Here is a 25,146-nt window from a genome sequence, read left to right on the forward strand (position 1 = left end):
TTATTATATCAGCACGTTAGGCGCGCGCCGGCGCGTGTTACCACTACATTTTGGGGATGATCTCAGGCGAGTTGTTCGTCGAGGTTGTGTGGCAGAGCGATGCCAGATGCCTTGAAGACGTTGCCCACTTGGCCCGTAACGTGGGTTCTGGTGGTGACGATGCGACCATCCTTTTCGATGGTGGCTTCCTGGAGGCGGTCGAGATCGCGTAGAAGCGGCTGCCATTCGGGCGTCAGGCCTTTGGCCCGGCAGAGGCGGTACAGTTCCTTGCTGAGTACGAGCCCCAGGAACGAGCAAAACACATGCCCGCGGATGGCGGCATCGGATTGGTGGAAGATCGGCCGGGTATTGAAGGTTGCCTTGGCGGCGCGGAACAGGCTCTCGACCTCGAGCAAATCGCGATACCGCAGCACGGCCTGGAGCGGGGTCACCTTCGCGTTGGTCCGCACCACGGTGATGCCGTCGTAGCGGGCTTCCTCGGCAAGCTTGCCGACATCGATCTTGAAGTTCTTGCCGCTGGCCTTGAGGTAACGCCGGTAGGCCGAGTTGCCGACCAGTGCCTTGTCGCCCTTCTTGAGCTGCGCCTCGAGGCCGGCGATGATCGCCTGGCGGTCGGCCTTGTCCTTCTCGGCCTCGGCGTCATTGCGGCTGACGATGTAGCGGTCTTTACCGACCTTGACCTCTTTGACCCACAACTGAGTTTCACCACGCTGGCGCTCGAGAACGAGCGGAACCATCGGTGCCGTGTCATTGAGCACGACGTTGTGGATCACGCTGCTCGAGCGTTCGCGGGCCCCCAGAATGTATTCCATGCCCAGCTTTTCGAGCGCGGCGATGGTATCGGCGCTGATCATGCCGCGATCGGCGACAACGCAGGCGCGTGTGACGCCGAAGCGCGTTCGCAGCCGATCGACCACCGGCAACAGGACGGTCACGTCAGCGGTGTTGCCGGGCACCATCTCGGTGCAGATCGGCCGGCCCTCGGCATCAACGACCAGCGCCAGGATCATTTGCGCCAGATCGGGGCGGAAGTCCTTGGAATGCCCGCGCTTGCCCAGCGTCTCGCCGCCCGCGCCATGGAAGGACAACGAGGTGGTGTCCATGAACACAAGGCTGAGGTCGGTGAACAGGTCCTGCCGGCGCGCGAAGAGCTTTTCCTCGATCGCGTCTTTCACGCAGCGCGCCACCAGCGCGCCTTGCGCCTTTTCGCCGAGTTCCTCGCCCAGCCACGCCATGGCCCGGTAAAAGTGATGGAGCGCCAGACCCTCGGCGCCCTCGATACCATAATCGGCCATCCAGTTCGCGCAGTCGCGGTCCGAGCCCGAGACGAACAGCCGATGCAGCGTGCCAACGAACACCGCCCGTTCCACCGCAAAGCCGAACTGGCGCCCTTCCAGCACCTCTTCCAGCACCTCGCCGATCCCGAGCCGCTCCCACAGCCGCCCGAACAACAGCGGACCGCCGATGCGGCGAGAGGCAATTCGCCCCGCGTCAATGTCGGACAGGATGAGGCTGCGTTCGCCATGGCGCGCAATCGAGGCCGCCAATCTGTCAAGTTCGCCGCTGGCAACCAGCGCATCCTTGCGGCCCAGCGCCTTTATCGTGCGCTGGCGAACGGTTTTACCGTCGCGGACACTTTCCACGAGGTAAAGATAGCGGTGGCCGCGCGCGACTCTCTCAACGACAAACATGCCAGCGTTGTTAGCGAATAAATGCCATCAAATCCATACAACATGCGGCTAGCAGATCAAATGTTGTTACCACACATTTTCGCGCCGAAAACTCAAGGCGAGTGAATTCAATAGCTTAACGGACAGCGTTCGCCATCCGTTCACCTCCAACTGTTCAAGTCGGGCCTGACGTGACAGAAGCGACCGCAGAGAAGGACACCGCATCCTTGAGGCTTCCCTCGACGCGCTCGGAGCCGCAACCAGTGCTTTTCGCTTCACGGAAAACGCCCCAGATTTTAGCCTGATGAAGGCCATGGTCGACGTCTGGGAGGGAATTGACCGTCGCCGCGCGCAGTGGAAGACACACAACCCCTGAACATCGACATCGCATTTGCGTCCCCGCCCAAGCCGGGCGGCAATCAATGGAGGAGAACGAACTTGGGCGGCACGATCAAATTTGCACTCAACCACATGACAGCCCCAAAGCTGACCAGCAAAAAACTGATCGACCTGGCATCCCGACTTGGCTGCATCGGTATAGAACTTCGGAACGACCTTGCAGACAAGGGTCTCAGCACAGGCGAATTTTTTCGATGGCGAGAAGCCCTCGGCGATTGGCGAATATGCCCGCAGCAAAGGCATTCGCCTTCTGGGCCTTTCCGAGGCCTATGGCTTCAATCGCTGGTCGGACGCGATGAAGGACAAGATCAAGCTCTTGATCGCCCAGGCGAAGGAAGCCGGAGCAGAATCTATCAGCCTCATACCGAGCAACGATGGGGCCATCGAACCTGACGAGAAGCGGCTCTCCGATCTCCGCGGCGCACTCGCCGTCATACTGCCGATGCTTGAGGAGGCGGACCTGGTCGTCCTTCTGGAACCGCTGGGCTTCACGACCTCTTCGTTGCGTCGCAAGCGCGAAGCTGTCGAGGCGATCGAGGCCGTCGGGGGAAGGATCGGTTCCGGTTGGTGCACGATACGTTCCACCATCACATCGCTGGCGAGGCCGAATTTTTCCCGGAATGGACAGGCATCGTGCATATTTCCGGCGTCGTTGATCCATCCCTTGCACCCGAGGAGATGAAGGACGGTCACCGCATCCTGGTCGATGAGGCCGACCGACTGTGGAACGTTGAGCAGATCAAGACGCTTGTCGCCATGGGCTACAAAGGCGCCTATTCTTACGAATGTTTCGCGCCTTCGGTCCACGCGGACGAAAATATTGAGGCGAGCCTGAAGACGAGCATAAAGCTCATCGAGAACTCGGCGGCTCAATGAGCCTGAGTTAGCCACACCGGACTCCGCGCGAGCATTTAACAAGAGGTGCGCATCCGCCTAGCCCCCCGTTCCACACTGCCCTTTATGCGACCCAGGTAAACGTCTTTGCTCTCCGATCCAGAGGTCAGCCTCGTCGGAGGGACGGCGATCAGCATCGCGGCAATAAAGGTCTTGATTGGAGCCGACTGCGGACTGTCCTCTTTCGGCTGTGAATTGGCGAATAGCTTCCATTAGATGCTGGTAGGAACCACCGCTTTTGACCCCACGTCGGATGCTTTCCTCAAGTTGTGTCATGGTTTGATGATGTACCGCCCCCATCCTCTGTCTCTTTCCTCCAAGGCTAGTCGCCGCCGCCGATCGACAGGCTGAAGAACGGCGACGCGATCCTGCTCGTGGTTTCCCCGAGGATATTGTCCAGCTGCGCCATTTGCTTGAGCATGTCTGAAGCTGGACTTCTGACTTCCTGCCTAAGGCATGCGACATTGGCTTGAACGCCTACCGAGCCCGAATTCGATCTTGCTAAAAATGTGGGATATCGCCGACCAGGGGCCGAGCGGATTAGCGCAACGCCTTGAGCTCGCGGTGGGCAGGGAATTCGTCCAGCGCCGCGTCGATCAGGCTCTCGCGCGAAATGCTGCCGCCGCCGCCCAGGGAGATCAGGCGGAGCGCGGCGAACCACTGCGCTCGTCCGTTGCCGCTCAGCCTGAGGCGCGAGACGTCGCCGCCCGCCCGCAGCCAGATGTCCTGGTCCGTCGGGCCGAGCGGGAAGAGGTCCGGCATGATCTGCTCGAGGTCCCGGTGGCGCTGATTGACGCCCGGCGAGATCGACTTGGTGCCGCCGAGCGCGAGTGCGACGGGGAAGTTCTCCTCAAGGTCGCTAGCCTTGAACACTGGGTGCTGCCTTCCCGGGACGGACTGCCTGACCGTCTCGGACACGTGGTTGAACAGGTCAAATACCCGGATGGTCCCGTCGCTGGCGGCGGTGGCAGCGCCCTTGAGGCCGGAGAGCATCGCGGTCGTGAACACGCTGTTCCGCTCGCGTCTGAGCACCAGAGACGTCTCGGTCGCGCGCGACGACGCGAGCACAACCCGGCCGGTCCCCCGCGCCAGTTGCTGCAGCGACTTCTCGTCGAACCCTTCGTCGATCCCGTCCTCCCCATCCTCGCCCAGGCCGGACTTGAGCGTGGCGGTGCCGGCGGCATGGCACGCGTCGACGACGAGGATGACCCGCGGCGCCTTGATGGCGGCGATCGCGGCGGACAGCTCGGCCTCGCCGAGCGACGTTCCTGCGACGTCCGTGAGCTTGCAATCGTAGGGGACGAGCGCGCTCGTCGCCTCGGCGCCACTGCCGATGCGCGCCCCGTGGCCCGAGAAGAAGATCGCGACGGTGTCGTCGGCGGTCGCGGTCGCCGCGAGGTCGGCAAGCGCTTTTCGGATGTTTTCGAGCGTGGACGCGTCGTCGGTGAGGACAGTGACGTTCGCCTCCGGATAGCCGCAGTACGCGGACGACTTGAGGGTCTCGGCGGTGTCGAGCGCGTCATTGAGCACGGCGGCGGGAAGACCCCCGACCGCCTCATAGTTGGCAACGCCAATGATCAGCGCCCGGCCTTGGTCGAATTTCATTAAGGACTCCATCGGGTGTCTTCCGCCGCCGACTCAGTTCCGGAACAGCGGGTCGTTGGCCATCAGCCTAAGGTTGGGATTCTCGGGGAAGTCGGCTCGCATCTGCTGGATCAGCCTCGAGACGCGGGGTTGCCTTCCGTTTTGGATGTCGCGGATCGCACCACGCCAACGCTCCTTGCCGGTACCGTGGTGACGAAGGTCGGCGTCCCGTCCGCCGGACCGCTCCCACATCGCGTCCTGGTCCGGCCCGTTTGGAAAGAGCTCGGCGGCCAGCTCGGTGAGCACGTCCCACTTCTCACTGGCGCTGACGGGCGAGAGCCCGAGGAACCAGCGCTCGACGAGGCCGATCAGGCCGAGGCAGTGGCGGAGCACCGGCGCGACGTCGTTCCGGCCGGCCCGGTAGATCGAGATCAGGTCGTCGACGATGTCGCTTCGTCCGCGCGATGCGACGGCCCGTCCGAGCAGGTCGGCATCGGCAGGGGTGATCGACCGGACCGCGCGGACCGCGGTCGAGACCCACCGCCGGAAGCGCGCGTGGTCGAGCCCGCCGAGTCCGTCGATCACGTGGAGACCTTCCGCGAGCGTCCCGGCCGCGAGGCGCATAAGGAGCTGGTCGAGCCGCGGATCGCGGACGATCCGTTCAACCAGTTCAGGCTCGATCGTGGTGTTCTGCTGACCGGCTCCCGCGCTCGCGAACCAGGCGTCAGTCGTCGCCGCGAGCAGACGATCCCGGGTGGCCGTCGGCACCTTATCCCAGACCTTGCTCCTCCGCGGGTAAGTCGTCAGGTCTGCAAGCGGCGATACGGACAGGAGGTGGAGGAGTTCCGCCGGCGGCCTGCCGCCGTCGATCTGCTCGTCGAGAAGCTGGTTGAACGCCTTCCGCGGGTCCTCAGGCCCACGCCACGCTCCCGTGTCAGCCTTGAGTGCTGCCACCCAGATGCGCCGGTTCGGGGCGGTCGACATGTCCCGCCTCCCCAGGAGCGTCGGGTCCTTCGCCACCGCCTCGCCCGCGATCGTGAGCACCCGTGCGTCGGGAACCCTGGCCACCGCGTCGAGGATCTCGCCGGGCTTCGCGCGGCGCATCGCGAGCCGCATCGCGGTGACGTCGGCACCCGGCTCCACGGCGCTCTGGGCGCTCGCCGCGTCCGCGGGCTTCATGCTCGCGCCGGCCGCGATGGCGTGCAGCCGAAAGAGCTTCTGCTTGGCGGCAGAGGCGATGATCGGCTTCGCGGTGGCGGTATCCAGGTCTGTCGGGGCCGCGGCCTCGAGCGCCTCCAGTCCCTTCCGGTCGCTCGCGACCAGCGCGACGAGCGGCGCGGAGACGCGGGGCTCGGACTTCGCCCAGCGCCAGAACCCAGCGGCAAACTGGCCACCCGTCGCAACGGCCGAGCGGTCCAGGCCCCGCCTCGCGGCCTCGCGCCAGGGTGCGATGGCATCGTCGTCGATCAGCGCGTCGGCGACGATGGTCACTATGTCGGCATCGTCTGAGGGAAGATAGTTGTTTTGTTCGAACCATAGCTCGAGCGCCTGCCAGACGAGGCCGCTCGTCTCGAGACCCGGGAGCGCGAGGTTGCGCAGCGTCAGGATCTCCGATGGCTGAGCCGTCGGGAGTACTTCGACGAGCCGCTCGACGATGGTGCGTTTCTCGACCTCCCCCCGCGCGGGATCCGGCGAGAGCCGCTCGATCAACCGGGTGGCCGAGACAAGCCGCGCGACGGTGTTGGGCGTCGTGGATGCGATGGCGTGCGCCTGCTCGAGCAGCTGGAGCTCCTGGAAATCGTCAAGGTTCGCGCCGATCCTGTCGCCGAACTCCCGCAGCTCGGCGCCGTCGGCCGAGCCGTCGATCATTCCAGCGGCCTGGGGCCGCTCGGCGCCGCTCCGGCCAACGATCCGCTGCTGCTGTTGCCACCGCCCGACGAGGGAGGCTGGCGTGCAGACGATCGTCGGCTCCGGCTTTTCCACCACGTCCTTCGGGCCGAAGCTCAGCCGGAAGTAGAGCTTGCGCCGCAGGGCGGGCCATAGGCGTCCCCACAGCGCGACCATGAGCTTCTCGAAGCCGTCCGATCCGATGCGCACCACCGGGCCGGAGCCGCGGCTGACGAGCGCCTGCGCCGTGTCCGCGAGATCGGATGTCGCGGGCGGCATTCCCGGTACCGGAGTCACCTCGAGCGCCTCGACGGCTGCCGGTGCCGCGTCAAACGACGTGATGAGGTGCGCGAGCAGCGGGCGGAGGTCGTCCAACGCGGCGATCTCCTCCAGGTCGCAGATCAGCGCGTGGGTGACTACCATGCCTGACCGTCCAACCGACGGATCGCTGAACGTTCGAGCGACAACGTACCAGTCGCGCACGGCGAACCCCGACGTGACGGGCGACCAGTCGGCGCCTTGGGGCTCCGTGTCCGGCAGGTCGAGGCGCTGCGCCAGCTCGCCCGCGAGCTTGCGGTCGCCGCTCGCGTACCTGAGGGCGTGCCCAAGTTTGACAGTGCCGTAGATCGCCTGGTCGACGCGCATCCTCCGCTTCCCGTCCGCTCAGTCGCCGGCGTCGAGCAGGTGGTAGATCGGCAAGGCAAGGTCGCCGCTCTTCGTGCCGTTCGCCTCGACGACGTAGCCGAAGTGCTCGGGACCCTTACTGGCGTATTCCATGTCGCGAGTCGTGGGGCTGAGCGGGCGTTCGAGCGCGGAGAGGCCCATGATCAGCGGCTGCCGCCAGTTCGACCGCACGAACGCCGAAACGAGCGGCAGTCGCGCTTCCAGAGCCTCCGACGGGGTCTGTGCGATCCCCGCCTCGTCCCAGCAGGTCAGGAGCACGCCGAGGCGCGGAAGGCGGTGCAACCTGGACGTGGACCGATGGGAGAAGATGAGCATTTGGAGCAGCTCCACCAGCCTGGCCTGGTCGGAGGGATGCACCTCCCTGTTCTCGACCGAGACGCCCTTCAGACCGGCCAGTGGCTTGGAGAACATGTCGTCGCCGACGCTCGTCTGCTGGGGCCGGATGAGCAGCAGCCACGCGTCGGCCTCGTCGACGCGCTTTTGCCAAGTGTCGGGGAGTCGCCGGTTCTCGATCACGGACTTGATCTGCTCGCCGCCATATTCAGGCCAGACCAGGTCGGCCTCGCGGCCGTTGGCATCGACCACCGGCCAGACGCTGTCGACGTTGACGGACCGTGCGGTGTGACCCGCGGCCCGTCCCTCGTCGAGGCTCTCGAGCGCGGCCTCGAAGGCCTCAAGGTTGGTGGCCGCGCCGTTCATGCGCAGCGCTCCCGGGATCCGCATGAGGCGGCGGAGCAGCTGTGCCCCGTAGTGCGTCTTACCGACGCCGCTCTCGCCGACGAGGAGGATCGAGTTGGACGTCTGGCTCACGGCTTGTTGTTCCCGTAGATGAACAGGGGGTCGTCGGATGTTGATGCCGGCGGCGGCAGCCGGACGCCGGGCCGTCTGACGCCAATCGCCCACTGGAGAAGCTCGACCAGCCCAGCGCCCTTGTTCAGCAGCGGATCGCCGTCGGGCGCCCCGACCACGCTGACCGAGTGCTCGACCGTGTCGGACATCGCGTCGGTGACGGCACCGCGGACGGCCTCCTCCATCTCCGGAGGAATGTCGACGTCGGACTTGGTCCAGACGAGAGCGACGGGGCGGCCGCCCCGTTCCGCGCCCAGGCGCTTCGCGATGCGCTGCAGCGAGCCGCGCGCCGTGCCCATCAATTCGCCGGCGAGCGCATCGCGGTCGGCCACGATCATGAAGGCGTCGGCGTTATCCGACACCCAGCGCGCGCCTGCCCCCTCGTCAGAATCCCTGTTGATAGCCCATCGCTGGAACCATTCGCCGGGCGCGTCGGTGAAGAGGTAGTCGACCGGCCGGTCGCCGTTCTCGTCGCGAAAGGTCAGGTGCAGGAGCCCCGGCGCCCTTCCGCCGCGACTGGTCGTGTGGGCGGGGAAGCCCGGCGGCTGGCCCGGCGCCCACCGCATCGAACCCGCGACCGCCTCCCACCCGGAGAGCGTGTAGGATCCGGCGAATAGCTGGCCCTTGGTGCCGGCCAGGCCTCGACCGAGCAGTAGGTACCATGCCGCGAGCAGGGTCGTCTTGCCAGCGTTCTGCGGCCCCACGACGCCGATGACGATGGGCTTGCCGCGCCCCGACACGAATCCTAGGTCCGCGAAGCCCAACGCGCTGCCGGACCACGGCATCAGCATCTCGCCCGAGAGTTCCTCGTCGGCTGTGTCGGTTACCTTGGCCCCATGCCAGATCGGGCACTTCGACAGGTCCGTGTGGCCGAGGTCGCAGCCGGTGCCGGGGACGAAGCACGTCGCCTGCGCGCACTTCTCCACGGGTCAGCCCTTCTTCGCGGAGCGACGCTTGGCAGGCGAGGCGTCTGTCGCCGCCTTCGAGGCCTGGAGCTCTCGGAAGAGCCATCCTGCCCACGCCACCGCGTCGAGCTCGGAATTGGCCGGGACGCCGGTGAGCCGCTGAAAGTCGTCCGCGTTCCGTGCGCCGGTGTGCGCAGGGTGGCCGATCAGGGCGAGCAGTGGCCCGCGCCCGTCCGGCGCCGCCGCGAGGTTGCCGGCGGCGGCTCGGAGCGAGGCGAGTCCGTCGTGGTCCTGGGCCTCAGCGACGAGGTCCCCCACGGGCCGCTTGCCGCCACCCGCTGTACCGTTCAGGCGGAGGACCGCCTCGCCCAGGAACGCCGACACGCTCGCGGGCGAGAACAGCGGGACCGTTTCGAACAGGTCGAGCGCCATGAGTGCGGCGGCGACTGAGGGCGGGAGTTCACGGTAGCTCTTACGGGCCGAGGGCGAGTACAGCGCCTCGCGCCACCAGAGAAGATTGGTGCGGCGCTGGAGCCCGGCGGTGGCGGCGCTGATCGACTTTAGCGTGTCGTCAACGTAGCCGGAAACCGCTGTGGCCAACTTGCTGAAAGGCTCGGCCAAGTCCGGCTGGCTGACTTCGATCTCGGACATGGCGGCGTTGATCGCGGCGGCGATCGCCGTCCCGGACCGCTTCCCGAATTCGTAGACCCACTGCTGTTGCTGTTGCGGCCAGTGCGGATTGCCACCTGTCGCGACGCCACCTTGCTGAGGGTGGTGAGACGATGGGCCAGCGGCCGCGGTCATGCCGTTCTGCAGGTCGGTCTGGGACGCCTCGCCGATCTTGACATCTGGTACGGTGAGGGTCGGTACCTGGTACTTCATCGGCTGGACCGAGATGGTCTCCGGCGTCGCCCACTCTTCTTCCGCGCGGGCGTCGACGCGGCGCTCGACCTGCTCGACGATGCCGATCCAGATGTCGCGCTCGTTATCGACGGGCAGGAGCGGGAGCGCGTTGCGCGCCGACGCGATGAAGCACACGCCGACGCGGTCGTCCTCTGCGGCGGCATTGACCAGCGCGTCGAGCAGAATGGCGCGGATCACCGCGATCGGCGTCGCCGCGAAAGTGTTGCGGTAGGTTGTCCACCTGTTCTGGAGCGCCGCCAGCGCCTCTTGGACCACGGGATCGTCCTCGGGCGCGTTGGGGTCGAACGCGATGAGGGAGTAGCTCAGCGCTTTAGACGGGTTCTTTTTCAGCGCGTCGCCGAGGTCCTTTGCGGCCTGCGAGAGCTTCTCTAGAGCAGATTCGACTTACTCCGGGTCATACCCGGCTGCCTCGAAGTAGTTTCGGCATTCGGCCGGTTTGAAGGCGTCGAGGCAGTCGGCGATGACGGACCAGAGTTGATCGATGGAGCGGGCGGCTGCTTTTCTGAGTAGGGCTTTGAGCTTCGAGAACGCCATCTCGATGGGATTGAAGTCGGGCGAATATGGCGGCAGCAACAGAAGCCGTGCGCCGGTCCTTTGGATGGCCTCGCGAACGCCGGTGATCTTGTGAGCCGGCAGGTTGTCCATGACGACGATGTCGCCGGGAGAAAGTTCAGGCGCGAGCACCTGTTCGGCATAGGCCAGGAAGGCGGCGCCGTTCATCGGCCCGTCGAGCAGCATCGGTGCGGTCAGGCCGTTCAGCCGCAGTCCAGCGGTGAAGGTCGTGGTCTTCCAATGACCATGAGGAACCGGCGCACGGCAGCGTTCGCCACATTTGGCCCGCCCGCGCAGCCGCGCCATCTTGGTGGAGGCCGCAGTCTCATCAATGAAGATCAGCTTCTCGGGGTCGAGATCGAGCTGGCCGTCGAACCAGGCGCAACGGCGCGCCTTGACGTCGGGGCGCTGTTGTTCGCTGGCATGCGCCGTCTTTTTTTAAACGTGACGCAGCGCCTGTCGAGAAACATCCAGATCGTCGAAGGAACCACGCGCACGCCATGCCCGGCCGCCAGCCTCTCGGCAATCTCCGCCAGAGTGATGTCGGGCGTCTCCTCGATCAGGCCGAGGATGAAGGCTTCGTGAGGATCAAGCTTCGAGCGCGACGGTTGGCCCTGCTTGCGTGCCGCCATCTCACCCGTCTCGCGATAGCGGCGATACCAGTTCCCCGCCGTAGCAATCCCGATCCGGAACCGGCGTGCTGCCTCCCGCGTCGAAACACCCTCCGATATAGCCAAAATCACCCGACCGCGAAGGTCCGCACTCAAGCTGCGTGTCATCGTCATCTCCCTGCAAATCACAGGGAAAATGAAACAGACTTCCGCCACCGCGTGAATCCCAAATGTGACTCGGCGTTCACGGAAAATGCTCTAGCTTGGTGTCGTCCCCGCCGACGTCGATCAGCCCCTTGTTCAGGAACCCTTGAAGTGTGGCGTTGTCCACGCACTCATCCCCCTGTACCGATCTCACTTTGTTTTAGCGGACCGAGCGACCATGCCAATACGAAAAATATCTTCTATTTCCAAACTAAAAAGAGGAGGATCGATTCGTTCCGGGTCGCTTATTCGGACTAACGTCGTGTAGCATGCTGCCAGCGTGGGGTGGATTGAAAGTACATGTAAAAGTTCACAGGGGCAGGTCGAAGGGCAATTGTTTCGGCACGAGTGGCGCAGGCCGGTCGTCCATGTCGAGTTCGTACTTTCCAAATCGGCGAATGTGCCGACGGGTGTAGGGACTGAGGGCAGCAGCAAGCTTCGGAGTGACGTGCAGGCCGTCATTGGCCATGGAAGCAAGAGCCTCGGTCAAGTCGGCGACATTTGAAAGCATGATAGCGTTCGCGACCAGGCTGGCATATTTGACCTGCTTTTCCTGCTCGACCGGATCCCCGCTCTTGATGATTGGACCGCCGAATGTGATCCAGTCGAGGAAATCATTGAAGGATTCGATTTTCGTGGTTTCGGCGCGGATGGTGCACCGGATCTCGGGATTGGCGATATAACGCAGCAGGAACAGCGTACGCTCGACCCGACCGAGTTCGCGGAAGGCTTGGTATAGCCGACTTTTCCGGTTGTGCGATCCGAGTTTGCGCAGCAACATGGAGGGTAGGACCAAGCCGGCCTGAATGGAGAGGACGACCTGCATCATGTCCTGCCAATGCGTCGAGATCAAGCTCCAGTCGATTTCGCGGGTGAAGAGCCTGTCAATATGCTGGTAGCGCACCGATTTGTCGGGCCGATAGAAGGTGGCGTCACCCCAATTGCGCATACGCGGCATCAGCATGATGCCGAGAAAGCGGGAAAGACCAAAGACAGGCTCGCTTTGACCCTGGGTGTCGGCATGGAGGATGTCCGGCTGGATTGTCGATCGGTTCTTCATGAGGCCGTCCAGGATATGGACCGCTTCCCAGACGCCGCAGGGGATGAAGGTGGTGAACAACGCGATATAGTTGTCAGCGATGTGATGATAGGCGATGCCACCATAGGCACCGTAACGGATATGCTGAGCACCCAGGAGGTTGTTTTCGCGAAGCGGGACGTGCGTGCCATCGGCGATCGCCGCCCGGCCGGCGCCCCAGATTTTCGGCAAGGGGAAGCGATTGTAGGCGTCGATCAGGTCCGTCATTGCGGCTTCGAGCTTGGACGTATTGATATGCTGGGCATTGAGGCGACGCAACGTATCGGCGCTGGCGATAGCTGGAGCATGGCGGGCGGCCTGGACGGGGCCGAGATTGCAACCATAGCCAAAAGTCGTGAAGACATAGCGCTGCTCGGCTCTTGTGAGCTTCGGATCGGCTCCGGAAGGCGGGCCGAAGTGGCGCGTGAAGTTGGTCCAGAAAGTCCCGTCCCTGAGAATATCGAGCAGGTGGCGTTCGCGCATGCGAGCATGGACTTCCATCTCGAAGCCCTGCAATCCCTCGGGCAGCGACTTGGCCCTGAGCTGTTTGAGGTGCGGCACGCCGTCAGCGTCAATGGTCAGTTCCGCGTTGGAGGGGAAGTCCGCATCGACCGCCACTGCTGTCGCCGTCAGTTCTCGCCGCAATTGATCGACAAGGTGTTCACCGCTCCCGGGAAGGCCAAGCGCATCGCAATATTCTGCCAGCCGCGCTTCGCAATCCGGCCAAGGCAGGAGCTGAGTCCTGTAATCATCGAAGGTTTCGGCGCCGACAACGAACAGATCCGTTGCTTGCAGCGCGTCCGCCAGATGGATGAAGACGCAGACTTCGAGCGCGCGACGATCGACCACTGTACTGCCACCACGGCGCTTCGCCACGAAGCTTTGCCATCGCTGCGAGGCAAAGCTCAGCTCAAGCGGTCCAGCCAATTCGTCACGGCGGGCGTGACGATGTTCGATCACGATCGACAATGCGTCAAGCAGGCTGCGATCCTGTGTCGCCGAGCGAATCTCCATCAAGTCCAGCAGCTGGAACAAGAGGCTGCGGGTTTTGGCGTGGATTGGCCACAGCAGCGGCAGATCGTTGTTGCGATGCCAGGCGCTGACCGTTTCACATTGCTGCGACAACGCCTCGACGCCGCCCTGCTCGGCCAAAAGAGCGCGGATGCGACGTCCAGTATCGGTGTCGCTCTCGCCTTCCTTAGCCGTTTCCAGCACCTGTCCCTGAACAGCGATCAGTTTCTCCTCGACGTCACGGTGCTGCTCCTGGAACGCTTTGAGCTTTTCCTTGGCGGCGGCCTGCGTCTTTCGGACACGGCGCAACAACATCTCGATCAGTTCGTCACGGCATTGCGCGTGGACCTGTCGCAGAAGGCTCAGGACCAGAAGGTAGCGCCGTCCTGGCCGGGCAATGGCAAGAAGTTCGCTCACCTCCAAAGCCCGGGCCTCGGCGGCGAATTGCCGGAGCTTGGTGTGGGTTATGTCTGCCAGAGGCGGATCAGGATCAATCAAATTGTTCAGCCAGTGGAGGCGCTCGATCCACAGCCTGATTGTCTCTGGGCGCGCTGGCCCAGGCGTCTGTTTCAACCGGTTGAAAGGGGTTGTCGCGGCTCCCGGCGGGACCGTCAGCAATCCATCCAGAGCCGCGACAACATCTGCGGTCAGCCGAACTGCAACCTGGTCGTACATGCGCGTGTGGACCTGGGTTCGCAAGTGGTTGACCAGCCGGTCCAGTGTGCTGAAGGCCGGCAAATCAATCGAAGCCTTCCCCAGAGCTTCAATGCCTCGATTGATCAGGCCCGCCGGATCGCTCATCGTTTCGGCTGCCGCAAGCACGGTGACCGATACCAACTGCTCGGCAGTTTCGGAATAAGCCGCCACGCCGAGATGAATGCGTACCGCCGTCCGATAGCGGTGGAGCGTCGTCTTTTGACGGGTCTCGTCGAGCAACGGGGGCACGGCGTCCAGATCAAGTTGCGCCGCCAGATAAGCGAGCGTACCGACGTGAACGTCGCTCACCGATGGAAAGTAGCCAAGGTCCTGCCGGCCCTTCAGCACCGTCGCCAGTGTCAGGCGACCGGTATCGGTGAGCGCCTTATCACGAACGAAGAAGAGATCGGCTTCATTCAGGAGGTAGCGGACGTTCAGTTCCTCAGCCGTCAGAGGGTCGCCAGGACGCGGGTAAGCGGTGCGGTCAATCGAGGTCATGAGATGTCCAGAAAAGGGTCCGCCGAAGGGGCGACGGAAAGTGTATGAATTGAAGGCGTTAGGACATAGCGATTGTAACCGGGGCAGATTACCGGGCAGTCAGGCTTGAGCGGCTTGCCTAACGAGATCCGGGAGCGGCGGAATCGACTCTTGTGTTGGTATGCCGAGGCGGTCGCCGAGATAGCGGAAGAATGAGACGTCGAGCTTGATGCAGGTCTTCATCAGGCCGAGCAGGACGTCGCGGGCGTTCTTGCCTGCCTCGCTGACGGTTCCGCCGGAGATCTTGCGCTTGGTGACGAAGGTGCGGATGTCGTTTTCCGAACCATTGGTGTGGAGCGGGATCTCGGGACGATCGAGAACGCGCAGGAGTTCATGCTTGCGGCGATGCAGCCTGGCAAGAAGCCGGTCGAGCATGACGTAGCCGGTTCGTCGTTTGAACAGGCGCTCGAAGCGGGCGCGCAGGGCCGCCGCGTGGCGCGGACAAGGAGCACGCTGGTAGCTCTTGAGGTCGCGATAGAACCACCAGATCAACTGGCGCATGATGTCGACGGCCTGACGTTGATCCGGGGTCACGGGTATCAATTTGTGGACGAGCCGCTCGGCGTGGACCCAGCACAGAGCATGGTCGCCGATGCGGAACTGGCCGGCATCATCGGACACGACCACGGTATCGCCAAGAAAGCCGTGGTGGCGGATCGCTCCCCACATCGCCCCTTCGGTGGCGATCCTGACTGGGTTGGGCTCAACCGCGAGCTGGTCGAGGCCGAGTGCGGCCAGATGCGCCTGCCATGCGGCGCTGTCGGCAAATGCCTTGTGCGGCGCAGCCGCCAGCCGCGCGATCACCGGACCGGCGAGGTTGCGGCCGCGCATATAGGCCAGGGCCTCTTCATTGATGAAGTAATCGCTGTGCCCGGCACGCAGCGTCGCCAGGAACGCCTCCCGTGACTTCGATCGCCCGGTGCGGAACGCGGTGAAGCGGCGATCGCCGATCTGGGTGGTGTAGCCGTCCTGGTGGGCGTGGCGCGCCGACGTATCATCGACGGTGATCCAGGGCGCCGTAGCCAGCCCGGCGCGCAGCACGTCACGGTCCTCCGCCGCGAAGGCCTCCAGGCCCTCCGAAATCAGCCGCACCACCTGGCGCTTCGAAATGTCGACCCCGATCCCGGTCAACAACGCCGTCAACCGCTCCGTCGTCACCTGGCCTTGAATGTGACAGGCCAGAATGAAGCGGCGCAGGTTCGCGCCCCAGCCGCCGATGATCCCCGCCGGCAAGGGCGCCACCATCGTTTCGCCGGTCGGTGTCACCCAGCGCTCGCGGCGATAGCGCACCACCTCGGCCGACAACGCCAGATCGCGCACCAGGATCGTCTCATACCCCTTGAAGCGAGAGCCCGCAGGAGCGCTCACCGCAACCGTCACCTCGCGGCTCACGCGACCGCCGTCGCGCTTGGCGCCGCGCCGGCGGCGCTTGCCCTTGCCAGATGTCGGCTGCGTCGCCTTCTCCATGCCCGATGGCTTGGTCGGCTTGACCGGGGGACGCGGCGGCAGGTCCTTCAGCCGGGCGATCTCATCCTTCAGGGTCTGGTTCTCGGCGCGTAGCGCCTGGTTCTCGATCTCAAGGCTCTCGACCCGGCTTTGAAGACCGCGCACTTCGCCGATCAGCGCAGAAACCAGCCCGCGGAGTTCCGCGAGCGACAGGCCTTCAAGCGAATCAGTCGGTGGTAGCGTCACGCAAAGGGTGAATCACGAAAGCACGCGCCTGCAAACCCCCACCGCCCGGTAATCTGCCCCGGTTACATAGCGATTCGCCGTCCGGAAAGGAAGACATTCTGGGACGCAATCATCGTCACTTCCATGCCAAAAACCGCACGGCACTTTACCTGCGCGTCTCCACGCCGGAGCAGAAGCCCGATCTGCAATATGATGGGTTGCATGGCTACGCTGCGCGCGCCGGACTGGAGATCGTCGGAGACTACTGCGACATTGCGGTGTCAGGCCGCCGCGAGGGACGCCCCCGGCTCAACGCCTTGATGGCGAGTGTTCGTAACCGTGAGGTCGATTGTGTCCTGGTCTGGAAATTCGACCGTTTCGCCCGCTCCACACGTCACCTTCTGATCGCCCTCGAGGAATTCGATCACCTCGGCGTGCGCTTTATCAGCGTTCAGGATCAGATAGACACCGCAAGCCCCATGGGGCGGGCCATGTTCACCATCATCGCAGCCATGGCAGAATTGGAGTCCTCTTTGATTAGCGAGCGCGTCACCGCTGGAATGCAGGCGGCGCGATCGCGCGGCAAGCATCTCGGACGGCCAAGTCTCCCAATTCTGTTGGTTGAAGAGATCGAGGTGCTTGCCGCATCAGCCGATCTGAGCATTCGAAAGATTCAAGAGAAAATCGGAGGAAAAGCCAGTCGAGGCCGCGTTGGTGAAATCGTCAAACGCGTCCGATCGGCAAAAGCGTCGACCGGGTGAACTTTTTACACGTACTTTCAATCTACCCCCGCAAGGACTCCATCATGCAAATCAAAACCGCAAGCCTTGGCCCTAACGCGCATCCGCACGACCCGGTTGCGGGCGACGGATCGTCACCCGCCGACCGCAGCATCGAGATCGAAGCGGGACACGGCAGCGGCACTCTGTGGCCCACGGACGGCACGCAAGCACGCGCGTGCCCGAGACCGGCTTCGGAAACCACGATGTGCCTCGCGGACCTGCTGTCGATCTCCAGCCAGCGGCCTTCGAGGCCCGAAGTCATACCGGCCATTGTGCAAGCCGGGGACGATGAAGGCGTCCCGGATTTGCTTCCGCAACCGGCCCGTTCCGGGGCGAGCCAGCCGCGCCTGGCCAATCCCGGCGAAGCGAGGGACGTCGAGAGCGGGTTGCTCATGCGCGATTGCTCGTCGCGGATCGCCGCCTTCCTGGGCAACCTGTCGGTCGTCCAGGAGCTTCGGCAGTTCGATGACAGCGAGTTCGTGGGCAAGCTGCGTAACGAACTGGTCACCGAGCCCGGATGTCGAGAGCCGAAGACGCTGCTGGCCGCCATGGGCGAGAAGGTCGATGAACTGCGGTCGCACCTGGACAAGCAGGCGTCGACACCAGAGGAGGCGGAGTTCCTGGCAGAGGCCCGGCGCTATCTCGAGCCGGTCATGACCAGCTTCGAGACCGACATCCACACCTTGCAGCACGACGCGAGTGCCGCGAAGCGGATATACCAGGGAGCGCTGACGCTTCTGCTCTACCCCTTGCCGCTCGCCACGCTGTTCACCCAGAAGACTGGCACCTACGCTGCGTTCAACATTGCTTCCTACACCTATACGGCGATACAGCTGGTCTCGCTTATGCGACGCCCGACAACGGACGCCAAGCTGTTCATGAAGCACGCCATCAACCGGCACAGCCTGGTCTTCTTCATCTCGCTGATCTATGCCGTACCCACCTTCTACGCCAAGGCCGCGCCGCTGCAGCGCAACGCCGGCTTCGTCGCCGGCGCAGCGGCAGCGCAAGGGGCGATGATGTTCGGCCTGCGGCTGGGGCAGGACCTGATGGACTCGATGCGGCTGCGCTTCAACGGCGCCTTCAACCGCAGGCGTGATCTTCCCGACGGCTTCAGGGACGCCATTGAGGGAGTCGTGGGCGATCTGCGCGCGGGTCTGAGCAACGTCAACCGCTCCGTCGGCGAATTCCAGAAGGACCGGCGGATCACGCCGCACATGGATCGGCAGCTCACCTTCTTCAAGCAGGACCTGTCCAGAATCGTGACGGGCCTTGAGCGGCTCGTAGCGACCGGGACGCGGCAGGAGAGCCCGGTCGCCGCAAGCGATGACCCACCAGGCCCCCTAGAGGCGGTGCGCCGGACCCTGGACGCATCGTTCGCAAACAACCCCGACCTGAAGGGAAAGCTCGCGCTGGCGACCGTAGCCTTCGCCGTCCTCGGGTCAAACATCGCCCTGATGCGCAACAACGGGCTGGCCCTACCTGACTTCATCGCCGATGCGGTCGTCTCGTCGACGTTCCTGCTCCGTGAAGCGCTGAGCCCGCACGTCACGCACGCGGGGATGAACGACAGCGTGAGCGACACCGTCGGCGGTATGACGATCGGCCTGCCCTTCTCCGTAGCCGCTGTGATGAGCGGCTACATGGACGACCCCAGGGCCAACCCATCGGGCTTCATAGCCGGGACCGTCGGCTACACGGCGGCCTACCTGCTCTTCGGCCGGGTGGCCGGCGACGTCATGTCCAAGGGCCTCATGGCTACGAGCGGAGCGCTCGGCTGGGGCCAACAGCAGGCGATCCGACTCGGCCGGAGCGCGATGGCCTTGGGTTTCGAGCTGGTCGCCGGGCACCGCTCGCCGGCTGCAGCGGATGTGCACGACGTAGCCGGGGTCGAGATGGCGGGTGTGCCGCATGAGCCGCTGTTCTTCAGCCCCTCACAGCGGGCGTCCGCCGAACGCACCCTGGTCGGCACGCTTGAGCAGATCGGCGACGAGTGGTACGAGGCGCGCGACGAATGGGAAGGCGAATCGGAGGGGACGGCGGGTAGGGACGACCCCTGGGTCGACGCACCGGCGGAGCTGCCCATGCAGCCGGCGCCTCAGTCGGAATAAGCAGCCCTGCACGCGTATGGGGTCGGGCGGGATTCCTGAGCGGGAGGGTCGGTAGGGATTCGTGTAAGAAACCTTTACTGACAGCGAGTTAGCTCACTTTTGGCTGTTTTGTACACAAATCCGTAACCGGGGCAGATTACCGGGCAGTCAGGCTTGAGCGGCTTGCCTAACGAGATCCGGGAGCGGCGGAATCGACTCTTGTGTTGGTATGCCGAGGCGGTCGCCGAGATAGCGGAAGAATGAGACGTCGAGCTTGATGCAGGTCTTCATCAGGCCGAGCAGGACGTCGCGGGCGTTCTTGCCTGCCTCGCTGACGGTTCCGCCGGAGATCTTGCGCTTGGTGACGAAGGTGCGGATGTCGTTTTCCGAACCATTGGTGTGGAGTGGGATCTCGGGACGATCGAGAACGCGCAGGAGTTCATGCTTGCGGCGATGCAGCCTGGCAAGAAGCCGGTCGAGCATGACGTAGCCGGTTCGTCGTTTGAACAGGCGCTCGAAGCGGGCGCGCAGGGCCGCCGCGCGGCGCGGACAAGGAGCACGCTGGTAGCTCTTGAGGTCGCGATAGAACCACCAGATCAACTGGCGCATGATGTCGACGGCCTGACGTTGATCCGGGGTCACGGGTATCAATTTGTGGACGAGCCGCTCGGCGTGGACCCAGCACAGAGCATGGTCGCCGATGCGGAACTGGCCGGCATCATTGGACACGACCACGGTATCGCCAAGAAAGCCGTGGTGGCGGATCGCTCCCCACATCGCCCCTTCGGTGGCGATCCTGACTGGGTTGGGCTCAACCGCGAGCTGGTCGAGACCGAGTGCGGCCAGATGCGCCTGCCATGCGGCGCTGTCGGCAAATGCCTTGTGCGGCGCAGCCGCCAGCCGCGCGATCACCGGACCGGCGAGGTTGCGGCCGCGCATATAGGCCAGGGCCTCTTCATTGATGAAGTAATCGCTGTGCCCGGCACGCAGCGTCGCCAGGAACGCCTCCCGTGACTTCGATCGCCCGGTGCGGAACGCGGTGAAGCGGCGATCGCCGATCTGGGTGGTGTAGCCGTCCTGGTGGGCGTGGCGCGCCGACGTATCATCGACGGTGATCCAGGGCGCCGTAGCCAGCCCGGCGCGCAGCACGTCACGGTCCTCCGCCGCGAAGGCCTCCAGGCCCTCCGAAATCAGCCGCACCACCTGGCGCTTCGAAATGTCGACCCCGATCCCGGTCAACAACGCCGTCAACCGCTCCGTCGTCACCTGGCCTTGAATGTGACAGGCCAGAATGAAGCGGCGCAGGTTCGCGCCCCAGCCGCCGATGATCCCCGCCGGCAACGGCGCCACCATCGTTTCGCCGGTCGGTGTCACCCAGCGCTCGCGGCGATAGCGCACCACCTCGGCCGACAACGCCAGATCGCGCACCAGGATCGTCTCATACCCCTTGAAGCGAGAGCCCGCAGGAGCGCTCACCGCAACCGTCACCTCGCGGCTCACGCGACCGCCGTCGCGCTTGGCGCCGCGCCGGCGGCGCTTGCCCTTGCCAGATGTCGGCTGCGTCGCCTTCTCCATGCCCGATGGCTTGGTCGGCTTGACCGGGGGACGCGGCGGCAGGTCCTTCAGCCGGGCGATCTCATCCTTCAGGGTCTGGTTCTCGGCGCGTAGCGCCTGGTTCTCGATCTCAAGGCTCTCGACCCGGCTTTGAAGACCGCGCACTTCGCCGATCAGCGCAGAAACCAGCCCGCGGAGTTCCGCGAGCGACAGGCCTTCAAGCGAATCAGTCGGTGGTAGCGTCACGCAAAGGGTGAATCACGAAAGCACGCGCCTGCAAACCCCCACCGCCCGGTAATCTGCCCCGGTTACCACAAATCCCTGCCAAGCCTCTATAGAGGCTCGAGAATCCCGCGCGTCAATGCTTCGTCGTCCCAGCTATGACTTCGGTGAGCCAGCGCGAATCGGAGAGTTTCTCGCCAAACTTGCTCCTACAGTCACTGTAGGAGATCAACATGGGTCTATGCGTTTCAAAGCCGAGCGTGGCAGGCTCACCTGAGCATTATGCAGCCCACGCCACAGAGCAGGCCACGCCCTCTACGCCGTCATCTCCCGAGGCGTCCATGTCACCCAGCCTGTATGGCTTGGCGTCACTCGGGTCTCCCGGAGCGAGCTCGAGCCGCCGTCCATTAAGTCCACTGCTGGAGTTGAATACCAGCGATCTGGTAAAGCAAAAAAAGCGACTTTGGCAGCGGATCCAACACGATGGGTCGCAGTTCCGAACCACACCTGAAGAACGAAAACAGTTCAAGACTGCGCTCATAACTCTTTGGGGCTAACAATCCCGCCCACAGAGGCAGCAGCAGTGGAATGGGATGATGCAAAGAATGGCACAGATGAAGAGGAACCACCCAGAACTCGAACACATGGCAACCGAGGATCTCGTGGCGCTGCAGGCATGGACGACGGACGATTATGAAGTAGTACAGGATGTTCTGGAGAAAGAAGCGACGCCCGCTGCTCATGGCCTTGCATTTGCAAAATGCATCATTTCCGCCCTGCACTCGCTTCCCGAAGAATATTCATATCAAGGGACTGTCTTCACCGGCGAAGATCAGTTGCCGGACTGGGTGTCGGAGCGATACCAAGAAGGAAGCATCACCACGGACCGCCGATTCTTCGCGACCTCAGAAACCAAGAATGCATCCTGGCAAGGAATGGCAGTCGAGTGGGAAAGCAATTCAACAACTGGAAAACGCATCTCCATGTTTTCAGAGCGCCCGAATGAGCAGGAAGTTCTCTTCCCTCCTGGCACCCGCTTTCAGGTAACACGAATTGAAGAGAACGAGACTCATCCCCGCCTGAAGATTTATCAAAGCCAGATCGCGTAGGCATTCTGAATCGCCCTGGAGAAGTATTCACCAGAAGTACGGATGTGGGCGGTGTGGATGGTGTTCGAGCGGACTGAACTTCGCAGCAACAGGCTGCTGAAGAATCATCTGCCACGCGAAACGGCAAACGGACGGCTCGACAAGGGGTTCTCAGTTCACAGGCCAAGCGCGCTGCTGACAGGCAATGCGCTTGCCTGTCAGTTGCGGTCACTTTGTGCCAGTCGCAGCGCTGCGCCATGACAGCAGCCGTACGTCCCTGGCGCAGGCAACGCGCACTAAGAGCGGCGATGGCCACCGCCGTACAGATCTACGACCAGGTCACCAACGGCTGCCGGCGATCGCCCATAGGCTCCGTGAGAATCCCTCGCTAGCGACATCGCAGCCGGCCAGCCCTCCCGCAGGCCCGCTGGGCGCTCTGTAAGTGCTGCCTCTGACCAGCAGCAGGCCAGCGGCGCTGTGCGAGTTGCATCCTCCTTGCCTGGCTGCGCTGACTTTGCCAATTCACAACCGTCCAGCCTAAATGACGCCACCGTCCAGTTTGACTGATAGCTTTGTCCAGTTTATTTAGTGCCGGCGTCCACTTGCTTGGCTGTATGTAGTAACATGCTGACCCCAGCGAGCACGTGGTACTCACTACCTGCTGCGTTCAGGCCCGCCGAACCGGCAACAATCGCGCCAACGGAAATCGCTCCAACTACGATCCGCCAGACGGCAAAGAACCGAAACCCGTAGCGTCGTTGAGCAAGAGTGTTGAATTGCACTACTGCGCCCAGCCCAAGGAAGGCTGCAACAGCGATCGCGAATATAGGTCAGCGTTTCCATGTTGCCTCCTCGTGCACTTTAGGTAGCATTATGCTACCGCGATAGCCGGTGGGTTTCAATGGGTGTGGGCAACGAGGCCTGAACGTCTCAGCTACCTACCTTGATCCTGTTCGCGGTCCTGATCCTTGCGGCGTATATCCGGGAGGGTTTCACCACGCTCTATACGGCCCGCCAAGTCTTCGCGCACCTTTTTGGCTACCCCAGCAGCCGACGCAGGCTGGGAGGCCGCTACGCGCGCTTCTACGGCCCTCACGTATGCGTAGGAGGGAGCTAAGTCGGGATACTTCGCGACGGCCTGTTTGGCGGGCAGGGACCGGAACGCGTCAGCCCTGTCCTTCGCTTCCGACGCTTCCCTAGCAGAGCGAAGTGTGGCGGCTCCATCTTTGCCATAGCGAATTTCAACGTCATCGCCGACACGTGGAGGGCGACCTAACTTGTCTCTGAAATGCGCAATGGCAGAGCGTGCACCGATCTGCTGCACCAGGTGCAGGTCGGTTTCGCCAATGACCTTACCGCTGTACTCGCTGTTCGGCCGTGGAATGAATGTCCGGCTCTCCTGTCCCAAGGCCCGCTCCGCGATCGCCTTGGCATCCGCAAAGCTCGCAGCAGCCCGATGTTGGCGGCTCTGTGAGAAGTTCTGCAGTTCGTCCTTGTAGAGCATCCGAGCCCAGGCCGGCACATTCTCGCTGGCGCGAATTGCCTTGCCGCGCTCCAATATCACCGACAGTTCGTGGGGCTTGCCCAGCTGCGAGTTGTCGAAAATGTACGCCCGGTCAGCAAGCTTGGCAGCCTCGCGGATCAGCGGTTGATTGCGGTCGTAACGCTGACGGATCTTGTCTTCCGGGACGGGATGCCCACCCTTGTTGACGCGATCGGCGACACGCATCACTGACAGGTTCGGGCTTCGGACGTTGACGTGGTAAAGCACCACCTCGTAACCGGCAGCTTTGGCGTCACGCACCAGGTCTACCTTCGACGGATGTGAGAACGTGGATTCAGTGACCAGGCTCTTGCGTTCGGCCATGAGTTGCCGGCGACGTTCCTCTGCCAATTCCTGGCCACGTGCAGACTCCGACTTTGTTTGCGCTGGGTGACCAAACTCTCGCAACGCCAGCTCGTCGGCGTTTACAAACTCGGCGTCCGGATAGCGCTTTTCCAGTCGATTCCTGTAAAGCGTTGTCTTCCCTGCGCCGTTAGGCCCAGCAATGACGTGCAGTGTCGGCGTTCTTTCGTCAGTCACTCTTCGATCACCACAGTGTTCCCGTCGCCCGCAACCCGAACAAGCCGGCCATGCGCGTCATACCCTGCAGCACCGGCAGAGCGACCCAACAAGGCCATCGCAGCTGTTTCCTCGCTGCTCGGTGCAAGCATCACGTCATCAAGCAGGTCGTAGTAGTGCGTGCGTTCCTGGTCGGCCAGCAAAGCCGGATCAAAGCGACCCTCCAATGCGGCGCGAACGCGATCGAGGGTAAACCCTGGCGCTTGCTCGATGGCGCGCCCGATCCGCGCCCAGTGCTCGAGCTGGCCACCAATGGAACGCGAGAACACCGGTGCATCTTCCCGCGCCAGGTTGACGAGGGCGCTTGACAGTTTCACCGACGCGAAATCGATCTTAGGCTGACGGGCAGGGGAGTTTGGCGAAGGTTTGGTCTTTGTGGGCATCACGTTGCTCCTATTTGAGTAGCAAAATGCTACCCGAAATGCTGCCTAAAATCAAGCCGGGTGGCAAAGTGACACTCAAACAAAAAGCGCGGCCTGAGCCGCGCTTTCGTTCCTACATCGGTGGGAATTACCGCGCCTGTGTCTGCTGCCCGTTGCCAGGCTGCGTGCCCGCTGCGCCTCCACCACTGTTGCCACCGGGGGTGCTGCAATCCTGGTAAGCCGAATTGCATTTGCCCTTGACGATCGATTCCACCAGGTCATCTTGTCCGGACGGGCACATCTTGAGGAAATTGCGCCTCTTCTTGCGCTCGTCGCTGGGCTTGTCCGCCCTGATACTGAAATAACGTCTCAGCGGCGGAGTACATTCCGATGGAGCTGATCCAGCCACCAGGCACAGAAGTGCCTCGCACGCGTCCTTCTGGTCTCCCTGCATCGTCTCTTGCGCAGCTACGCTTCCTGTGCCGCCGGCGATGAAGCTTGCCACCATTAAGATCCAAAGCTTTTTCATAGTCGTCACCTGATTGGTCATTATCGTTCCGCGCCGCGATCCTGCCGGCGTTCTGCTTCCTGCCGTTTACGGACTTCCGGCAGAGAATTGCCCTTAGCCAAGCCGCGCTCGATATTCTCACGCAGCGAAGCTAGGCCCTGTCGGCTCGAAGCCGGGATTTTGGCCAAGTTGAAGAACGTTGTGGGAACATTGTCTCGCTAATTGACGAGTGCTTTGCTGGGGAATGACAGTCTGCTCCAAT

Annotated in this window: 17 protein-coding genes and 1 pseudogene; 5 read left to right on the forward strand and 13 right to left on the reverse strand. The window is 63.2% G+C overall.

All coding sequences use genetic code 11. From position 1 onward, the window contains the following. Nucleotides 1-62 precede the first annotated feature (62 nt). Nucleotides 63-1,691 carry an IS1634 family transposase gene (locus tag HB778_RS38665; protein WP_183462928.1) on the reverse strand — a complete coding sequence of 543 codons (1,629 nt, stop codon included), beginning with the start codon at nucleotides 1,689-1,691 and terminating at the stop codon, nucleotides 63-65. 673 nt (nucleotides 1,692-2,364) lie between these two features. Between HB778_RS38665 and HB778_RS41110 the strand changes: the two genes are divergently transcribed. Then, entirely contained in the window at nucleotides 2,365-2,751 is a 387-nt protein-coding gene (locus HB778_RS41110) for a hypothetical protein (protein WP_210308096.1), read from the forward strand. Next, a complete protein-coding gene (locus HB778_RS41115; RefSeq protein ID WP_210308097.1) occupies nucleotides 2,748-2,945 on the forward strand; it encodes a hypothetical protein in 198 nt (65 codons plus the stop codon). The genes HB778_RS41110 and HB778_RS41115 overlap by 4 nt, the downstream gene beginning before the upstream one ends. A 558-nt stretch (nucleotides 2,946-3,503) precedes the next feature. Here HB778_RS41115 and HB778_RS38675 read toward each other — a convergent pair. From HB778_RS38675 to HB778_RS38710, 8 genes are all read right to left on the reverse strand, one after another. Then, entirely contained in the window at nucleotides 3,504-4,568 is a 1,065-nt protein-coding gene (locus tag HB778_RS38675) for a caspase family protein (RefSeq protein ID WP_183455372.1), read from the reverse strand. Nucleotides 4,569-4,601: 33 nt separating this feature from the next. After that, a complete protein-coding gene (locus tag HB778_RS38680; protein WP_183465773.1) occupies nucleotides 4,602-7,079 on the reverse strand; it encodes an effector-associated domain EAD1-containing protein in 2,478 nt (825 codons plus the stop codon). Nucleotides 7,080-7,097: 18 nt separating this feature from the next. Further along, a complete protein-coding gene (locus HB778_RS38685; RefSeq protein WP_183465774.1) occupies nucleotides 7,098-7,928 on the reverse strand; it encodes a hypothetical protein in 831 nt (276 codons plus the stop codon). Further along, nucleotides 7,925-8,893, reverse strand: coding sequence for a TRAFAC clade GTPase domain-containing protein (locus tag HB778_RS38690; RefSeq protein WP_183465775.1), 969 nt, complete (start codon nucleotides 8,891-8,893; stop codon nucleotides 7,925-7,927). The genes HB778_RS38685 and HB778_RS38690 overlap by 4 nt, the downstream gene beginning before the upstream one ends. A gap of 3 nt (nucleotides 8,894-8,896) precedes the next feature. After that, complete coding sequence (locus HB778_RS38695) at nucleotides 8,897-10,126, reverse strand: GTPase-associated system all-helical protein GASH (RefSeq protein ID WP_244662197.1); 1,230 nt, start codon at nucleotides 10,124-10,126, stop codon at nucleotides 8,897-8,899. A gap of 54 nt (nucleotides 10,127-10,180) precedes the next feature. Further along, a protein-coding gene (locus tag HB778_RS38700; RefSeq protein ID WP_183465598.1) for an IS630 family transposase occupies nucleotides 10,181-11,127 on the reverse strand; the annotation gives its coding sequence in 2 pieces (ribosomal slippage) (nucleotides 10,181-10,788 and nucleotides 10,788-11,127; 948 coding nt in all). Between the two features lie 346 nt (nucleotides 11,128-11,473). Continuing rightward, nucleotides 11,474-14,446 carry a Tn3 family transposase gene (locus HB778_RS38705; protein WP_183465776.1) on the reverse strand — a complete coding sequence of 991 codons (2,973 nt, stop codon included), beginning with the start codon at nucleotides 14,444-14,446 and terminating at the stop codon, nucleotides 11,474-11,476. Between the two features lie 99 nt (nucleotides 14,447-14,545). After that, nucleotides 14,546-16,177 carry an IS66 family transposase gene (locus HB778_RS38710; RefSeq protein ID WP_183463841.1) on the reverse strand — a complete coding sequence of 544 codons (1,632 nt, stop codon included), beginning with the start codon at nucleotides 16,175-16,177 and terminating at the stop codon, nucleotides 14,546-14,548. Nucleotides 16,178-16,374: 197 nt separating this feature from the next. On the opposite strand from HB778_RS38710, the gene HB778_RS38715 reads away from it, so the two are divergent. Next, entirely contained in the window at nucleotides 16,375-16,917 is a 543-nt protein-coding gene (locus HB778_RS38715) for a recombinase family protein (protein ID WP_244662180.1), read from the forward strand. 44 nt (nucleotides 16,918-16,961) lie between these two features. Beyond that, nucleotides 16,962-19,049 carry a type III secretion system effector XopAA gene (gene xopAA / locus HB778_RS38720; protein WP_183455378.1) on the forward strand — a complete coding sequence of 696 codons (2,088 nt, stop codon included), beginning with the start codon at nucleotides 16,962-16,964 and terminating at the stop codon, nucleotides 19,047-19,049. Nucleotides 19,050-19,196: 147 nt separating this feature from the next. Here the strand turns inward: xopAA and HB778_RS38725 are convergent, their stop codons facing one another. Then, entirely contained in the window at nucleotides 19,197-20,828 is a 1,632-nt protein-coding gene (locus tag HB778_RS38725; RefSeq protein WP_183465777.1) for an IS66 family transposase, read from the reverse strand. Between the two features lie 209 nt (nucleotides 20,829-21,037). Here HB778_RS38725 and xopAI point away from each other — a divergent pair. After that, a pseudogene (gene xopAI, locus HB778_RS38730) lies at nucleotides 21,038-21,913 on the forward strand (type III secretion system effector XopAI). Nucleotides 21,914-22,826: 913 nt separating this feature from the next. Here xopAI and HB778_RS38735 read toward each other — a convergent pair. From HB778_RS38735 to HB778_RS38745, 3 genes are all read right to left on the reverse strand, one after another. After that, nucleotides 22,827-23,975 carry a zeta toxin family protein gene (locus tag HB778_RS38735; RefSeq protein WP_183455379.1) on the reverse strand — a complete coding sequence of 383 codons (1,149 nt, stop codon included), beginning with the start codon at nucleotides 23,973-23,975 and terminating at the stop codon, nucleotides 22,827-22,829. Then, a complete protein-coding gene (locus HB778_RS38740) occupies nucleotides 23,972-24,397 on the reverse strand; it encodes a TA system antitoxin ParD family protein (protein WP_183455380.1) in 426 nt (141 codons plus the stop codon). Before HB778_RS38740 ends, HB778_RS38735 begins: the two co-directional genes overlap by 4 nt. A 127-nt stretch (nucleotides 24,398-24,524) precedes the next feature. Continuing rightward, complete coding sequence (locus tag HB778_RS38745) at nucleotides 24,525-24,926, reverse strand: TrbM/KikA/MpfK family conjugal transfer protein (protein ID WP_183465778.1); 402 nt, start codon at nucleotides 24,924-24,926, stop codon at nucleotides 24,525-24,527. Between the last annotated feature and the right edge of the window lie 220 nt (nucleotides 24,927-25,146).

Source organism: Mesorhizobium huakuii (assembly GCF_014189455.1).
GTDB lineage: Bacteria > Pseudomonadota > Alphaproteobacteria > Rhizobiales > Rhizobiaceae > Mesorhizobium > Mesorhizobium huakuii_A.

Bases quoted from the DNA above. Each gene is read 5' to 3' on its own strand.
- HB778_RS38665 (WP_183462928.1), bottom strand. From the start codon at position 1,691: ATGTTTGTCGTTGAGAGAGTCGCGCGCGGCCACCGCTATCTTTACCTC.
- HB778_RS41110 (WP_210308096.1), top strand. From the start codon at position 2,365: ATGAAGGACAAGATCAAGCTCTTGATCGCCCAGGCGAAGGAAGCCGGA.
- HB778_RS41115 (WP_210308097.1), top strand. From the start codon at position 2,748: ATGAAGGACGGTCACCGCATCCTGGTCGATGAGGCCGACCGACTGTGG.
- HB778_RS38675 (WP_183455372.1), bottom strand. From the start codon at position 4,568: ATGAAATTCGACCAAGGCCGGGCGCTGATCATTGGCGTTGCCAACTAT.
- HB778_RS38680 (WP_183465773.1), bottom strand. From the start codon at position 7,079: ATGCGCGTCGACCAGGCGATCTACGGCACTGTCAAACTTGGGCACGCC.
- HB778_RS38705 (WP_183465776.1), bottom strand. From the start codon at position 14,446: ATGACCTCGATTGACCGCACCGCTTACCCGCGTCCTGGCGACCCTCTG.
- xopAA (WP_183455378.1), top strand. From the start codon at position 16,962: ATGCAAATCAAAACCGCAAGCCTTGGCCCTAACGCGCATCCGCACGAC.
- HB778_RS38740 (WP_183455380.1), bottom strand. From the start codon at position 24,397: ATGCCCACAAAGACCAAACCTTCGCCAAACTCCCCTGCCCGTCAGCCT.
- HB778_RS38745 (WP_183465778.1), bottom strand. From the start codon at position 24,926: ATGACCAATCAGGTGACGACTATGAAAAAGCTTTGGATCTTAATGGTG.